This window comes from Actinomycetospora sp. (assembly GCF_055612215.1).
Genome location: NZ_JBVPVA010001075.1, coordinates 1 through 1195, shown reverse-complemented (window position 1 = coordinate 1195; position 1195 = coordinate 1). Strand labels below are relative to the sequence as shown.

1 protein-coding gene is annotated in these 1195 nt (G+C 70.9%); it reads left to right on the top strand.

The genetic code is table 11. The annotated features are described in order from the left end of the window. A partial coding sequence (locus AC0CYZ_RS29030; RefSeq protein ID WP_472221583.1) for a class I tRNA ligase family protein occupies positions 1 to 1188 on the top strand: 1188 nt, incomplete at its 5' end. Positions 1189 to 1195 lie beyond the last annotated feature (7 nt).

Below are 1195 nucleotides of genomic sequence, written 5' to 3'. Positions count from 1 at the left end.
AACGACGCGAACTCGACGCCCGAGACGCCGCTGTCGCGCAAGAAGGACTGGGTCACCGTCGAGCTGGATCTGGGCGACGGGCCGAAGCAGTACACCCGCGAGACCAACACCATGCCGCAGTGGGCCGGTTCCTGCTGGTACGAGCTGCGCTACCTGGACCCGCACAACGACAAGGTGCTGGTCGACCCGGAGAACGAGGCGTACTGGATGGGCCCGCAGCGTCCGGGCGACCCGGGCGGCGTCGACCTGTACGTCGGCGGCGTCGAGCACGCCGTGCTGCACCTGCTGTACGCCCGCTTCTGGCAGAAGGTGCTGTTCGACCTGGGCCACGTGTCCGCGTCGGAGCCCTTCCGCCGGCTGTTCAACCAGGGCTACATCCAGGCGTGGGCCTACACCGACGCGCGCGGCGTGTACGTGCCCGCCGAGGAGGTCGTGGAGTCGCCCGAGGGCGGATTCACGTGGAACGGCGAGCCGGTCACCCGGGAGTACGGGAAGATGGGCAAGTCGCTGCGCAACGTCGTCACGCCAGACGAGATGTGCGCGACGTACGGGGCGGACACCTTCCGCCTCTACGAGATGTCGACCGGCCCGATGGAGGCCTCCCGGCCCTGGTCGACGCGCGACGTCGTCGGCTCGCAGCGGTTCCTGCAGCGCGTGTGGCGGCTGATGGTGGACGAGCAGAGCGGCGCGCTGCGGGTCTCCGACGGCGAGCCCGGCGAGGCGACCCTGCGGCTGCTGCACCGCACGATCGACGGGGTGCGCGCCGACTTCCCGGCGATGCACTACAACACCGCGGCGGCGAAGCTCATCGAGCTCTCCAACCACCTCACGAAGACCTACCCCGACGGCGGGCTGCCCCGCTCGGTGGCCGCGCCGCTGGTGCTGATGCTCGCGCCGCTGTGCCCGCACCTGGCCGAGGAGCTGTGGTCCCTGCTGGGGCACCCGCGGTCGCTGGCCTACGCGCCGTTCCCGGAGCCGGACGCGTCGCTGCTGGTCGAGGACACGCTCGAGTACCCCATCCAGGTCAACGGGAAGGTGCGCTCGCGGATCACGGTCCCGGCATCGGCGACCGAGGACGAGGTGCGGGCGGCGGCCCTGGCCGACCCCAAGGTCGTCGAGATCCTCGACGGCGCCGAGCCCCGCAAGGTGATCGTGGTCCCCGGTCGGCTGGTCAACATCGTCAAGTAGCCCCCCG